Raw genomic sequence first — 4,182 nt, 5'->3', positions numbered from 1 at the left:
CTGCCGCGGGATCGCTAGCAGATCGCCGGCCGCCGGCAGCGCGCGCGCGGCGGCGCGCAGCTCGCTGCGGCGGCTCTCCTGCGCGCGTTGCCAATAGGCGCGGGTGCGGCGCCCGAGATCGGCGACCTCGACGAACAATTCGCTGCGCACCGGCACTGCCATCTCGGCGGCGGCCGTCGGCGTCGGCGCGCGCTTGTCGGCGACGAAGTCGATCAGCGTAATGTCGGTCTCGTGGCCGACCGCCGAGATCAGCGGGATCATGCTCTCGCTCGCCGCCCGCACCACGATCTCCTCGTTGAACGACCAGAGGTCCTCCAGCGAGCCGCCGCCGCGTGCGACGATCAGCACGTCGGGACGCGGAATCTTGCCGCCCTCGGGCAGCGCGTTGAAGCCGCGGATCGCGGCCGCGACCTGCTCGGCCGAGCCTTCGCCCTGCACCTTGACCGGCCACACCAGCACGCGGCGGGGGAAACGATCCTCGAGCCGGTGCAGAATGTCGCGGATGACGGCGCCGGTCGGCGAGGTCACCACGCCAATCACCTCCGGCAGCCAGGGCAGGAGCTGCTTGCGCGCCTCGTCGAACAGGCCCTCGGCGGCGAGCTTCTTCTTGCGCTCCTCCATCAACGCCATCAGCGCGCCGATGCCGGCCGGCTCCAGTGCCTCGATGACGATCTGGTATTTCGAGGAGCCGGGATAGGTCGTCAGCTTGCCCGTGGCGATCACCTCGAGCCCCTCCTGGGGCTTGAAGCGCATCCGGCCGTGCACGCCCTTCCAGATCACCGCCTCGATCTTGGCGCTCTCGTCCTTGAGCGAGAAATAACAATGGCCGGAGGAATGGGGCCCGCGAAAGCCGGAAATCTCGCCGCGGACGCGGACATGGCCAAAGGCGTCCTCGACCGTCCGTTTCAGGGACAGCGAGAGCTCGGAGACGGTGAATTCGGGCGCGTTGAGCAGTTGTTCCGCAGGCGGCATCTCAAAAACGATTCGGCATTTGGGGGTCGAGCCGGACGTTAAGGATTTTCGCCGCGTCGCGCCAATCGATTCCGCGCGGCGCGGAACCGCCTCCAGGCGGCGGCTTGACTCGCGTCTAATTTCATATATGAAATCTATAAATCATATATGAATATAGAGAGGAAGCGGCCCCGATGACTGTGGTCACCGATCCCGACGATCCGCGCGGACGCATGTTCGGGCAGTACCGGCTCAAGCCGAACAGCGGGGTCAATCCGCCTTATTCGCCGGCCTATCCGGTCGAGTGGGGCTGCACCTTGCGGACCGTCGAGATCATGACCCGCGTTGCGCCGGGGAAGGTCGCGACCCTGCTCACTGAGACGCCGTTCGAGATCGCGAGCGATCGTGTCGCCTTCCGCTTCATGCGTTCGCCCGGTCACTCCCTGGCCGTACACGCGGGCGAGATGTTCGATCTGATGATCTCGGTGCCGGTGCGCTACAAGGGGCTGTTCACCGAGACGCATATCTTCATGTATTGCAGCGATCCCATGGGGATCTGTGCCGGGCGGGAGGTGTTCGGCTACACCAAGAAGGATGCGCATTACGCCTTCGACGAGCATCCGGACGGCTCGGTCAGCGGCTGGGTCCGGCGCCGTGGCATCCCGCTCGCCGATTTCGCCTTCACGCCGGATGCGTCCGCACCCATTGTGCGCATCGTCGATGGTGACGAGCTGCCGGCCGGCGAGATCCATGTGCGTCGGTTGCCGCACCCCGAGCGGCTCGGCACGGCCTATGCCGACATCGCCTATCGCCGCACGCCGTTGAAATACTCCAAGCCGTTGCCGGGCCGCGCCTCGATGACGCTGCACGCCAGCGAGTACGATCCGATTGCCGAACTCGAGCCGGAAATCCTCGGCGCGCATTTCATGGTGTCGGACGTCTATGGCGGCGGTTTCGAGGTCGAGGATCGGCGGCTGATCGAGCGGCTCACACCCTGAGCAAACGAGACCAGCCTGCACGCAATGTACGTGCGGGCGGCAACACGGGAAGAAACGCGCAAAGAGCCGAAGGAGGGCTGGAGATGGCTGGACGATTTCGGGTGAGCCGCCGCCGGGTGCTGGCCGGCGCCGGCGGGCTGGTGCTGGGCATGACGGGGCTCGGCGCGCGGGCGCAAGACGCAAAGCCGCTGCGCATCGGCGTGCTGACCGACATGTCCAGCCTCTATGCCGATGTCACAGGTCCCGGCTCGCTGCTGGCGGCGAGAATGGCGGTCGAGGATTTCCAGGCTTCGGCTCCCAGGATGACCCGTCCCATCGAGATCATCAGCGGCGACCACATGAACAAGGCCGATCTCGGTGCCAACATCGCGCGCGAGTGGATCGATCGGCAGAGCGTCGACGTGATCGTCGATGCGCCGAATTCGGCCGTCGCCCTCGCGGTGCGCAACGTCGTGCAGCAGAACAACAAGACGCTGCTGGTGTCCGGCGCCTCCTCGTCGGACCTGACCGGCAAGTCCTGCTCCCCCAATCTCGTGCACTGGACCTACGACACCTACGCGCTCTCGTCGGGTGTCGCGCGCGCCGTCGTCGAGAGCGGCGGCAAGAGCTGGTTCCTGCTCACCGCCGACTACGCCTTTGGCCACGCCATGGAAGGCGACATCAAGACTGTCGTGCAGAAATCCGGCGGCAAGGTCCTCGGCGGTGTGCGCACGCCGATCAATACGCAGGACTTCTCCTCCTTCCTGTTGCAGGCCCAGTCGTCCAAGGCGGAGATCATCGCGCTGATCAATGCCGGCGGCGACACCATCAATTCCATCAAGCAGGCGGTCGAATTCGGCATTCCGCAGGGGGGCCAGCGCGTGGTCGCGACGGTATTGTATCTCAGCGACGTGCATTCGCTCGGCCTGAAGATCGCGCAGGGGCTGCAGTTCACCGAATCCTTCTACTGGGACCTGAATGACGACACGCGCGCCTGGACCAGGCGCTTCGCGCCGCGCAACAACGGTCGCTATCCGACCGCGTTGCATGCGGGCGCCTATGCCGCGACGCTGCACTATCTCAAGGCGGTCGATGCGCTCGGCGCCTCCGGCGACGGCAAGGCCGTCGTCGAGGAGATGAAAAGGATCCCGACCGACGATCCCTTGTTCGGCAAGGGCAGCGTGCGCGCCGACGGCCGCAAGCTGCACAACATGTATCTGTTCGAGGTGAAAACCCCCGCAGATTCCAAATATCCGTGGGACTACTACAAGCTGGTCAAGACCATCGCGCCGTCCGAGGCCTGGCGGCCACTGGCGGATGGCGGCTGCGAGTTCCTGAAGTCGTGAGCGGCGGTGACAGGCCGCCGGTCGCGCTCGTCACCGGCGGCGGAGGCGATATCGGACGCGCCATCGCCTTGAGATTGGCGCAGATGAGCGATGCGGTCGCGATCGTCGACCGGGACGAGACGGCCGCCGGCGCCGTTGCGCAACTGGTCGAGAAGGCCGGGGCGAGGGCACTTGCCATTCGCGCCGATGTCTCCAGCGCGCGCGAGACGGCCGCGTTCGTCGAGGCGGTCGAGACGCGCCTGGGGCCGATCGGCATCTTCGCCAACAACGCGGGTATCGAAGGCGTCGTCGCTCCGCTGCACGAATACCCGGACGAAACGTTCGACCAGCTGCTGCAGGTGAACGTGAAGGGGGTTTTTCTCGGCCTCAAGCACGTGATCGCGAGAATGATGCAGCGGGGAACCGGCGCCATCATCAACACCGCATCGACGTCTGCGATCCGCGGGCGCGCAGGGCTCGCCGGCTATGTCGCCTCCAAGCACGCGGTGCTCGGACTGACACGGACGGCGGCGCTCGATGTGGCCAGGACCAGGATCAGGGTCAACGCCGTTCTCCCCGGACCGGTCGAGTCGCGCATGATCCGGGAATTGGAGGGCCAGGCGCGCGACAGCGCCATCGCGCTGCGCCGGAGCGCGGCGATCGCCCATGGGCGGCCGCAGGATGTCGCAAGCGTCGTTGCTTTCCTCGCCTCCGACGAGGCCGCGCACGTGAACGGCGCGGCCTGGGTCGTGGATGGCGGGATGACGCTCGCCTAGCGCGGAATGGCTTTGAGTTGAATCGATTGCCGCGGTCGGTTGTTCACCTCTCCCGCTTGCGGGAGAGGTCGGCGCGTCCGGACGATGCGCAGCGGGGCCGCAGGGCCATCGCATATGGATTTCACGAGGACTGCTCGCCGGCTTGCTCCGCCT

4 protein-coding genes are annotated in these 4,182 nt (G+C 66.2%); 3 read left to right on the top strand and 1 reads right to left on the bottom strand.

Annotated elements, in window-relative coordinates:
- On the bottom strand, window positions 1-972 hold a 972-nt coding region (gene xseA, locus A5906_RS44130; RefSeq protein WP_245326644.1), incomplete at its 3' end, for an exodeoxyribonuclease VII large subunit.
- Between the two features lie 173 nt (window positions 973-1,145).
- On the opposite strand from xseA, the gene A5906_RS08785 reads away from it, so the two are divergent.
- From A5906_RS08785 to A5906_RS08775, 3 genes are all read left to right on the top strand, one after another.
- The gene (locus A5906_RS08785; protein ID WP_201723783.1) at window positions 1,146-1,949 is read left to right on the top strand and encodes an acetoacetate decarboxylase family protein; all 804 of its coding nucleotides are present in this window, start codon (window positions 1,146-1,148) and stop codon (window positions 1,947-1,949) included.
- Window positions 1,950-2,032: 83 nt separating this feature from the next.
- Window positions 2,033-3,274 (top strand): ABC transporter substrate-binding protein, encoded by a 1,242-nt coding sequence (locus A5906_RS08780; RefSeq protein ID WP_080134804.1) that lies wholly within the window; start codon window positions 2,033-2,035, stop codon window positions 3,272-3,274.
- The gene (locus A5906_RS08775; protein WP_347337595.1) at window positions 3,184-4,029 is read left to right on the top strand and encodes an SDR family NAD(P)-dependent oxidoreductase; all 846 of its coding nucleotides are present in this window, start codon (window positions 3,184-3,186) and stop codon (window positions 4,027-4,029) included. The genes A5906_RS08780 and A5906_RS08775 overlap by 91 nt, the downstream gene beginning before the upstream one ends.
- Window positions 4,030-4,182 lie beyond the last annotated feature (153 nt).

The organism is Bradyrhizobium sacchari, assembly GCF_002068095.1.
GTDB lineage: Bacteria > Pseudomonadota > Alphaproteobacteria > Rhizobiales > Xanthobacteraceae > Bradyrhizobium > Bradyrhizobium sacchari.
This window is presented reverse-complemented; position numbering and strand designations above follow the sequence as displayed.

Coding starts and splice junctions, on each gene's coding strand:
- A5906_RS08780 (WP_080134804.1), top strand. CDS start 2,033: ATGGCTGGACGATTTCGGGTGAGCCGCCGCCGGGTGCTGGCCGGCGCC.
- A5906_RS08785 (WP_201723783.1), top strand. CDS start 1,146: ATGACTGTGGTCACCGATCCCGACGATCCGCGCGGACGCATGTTCGGG.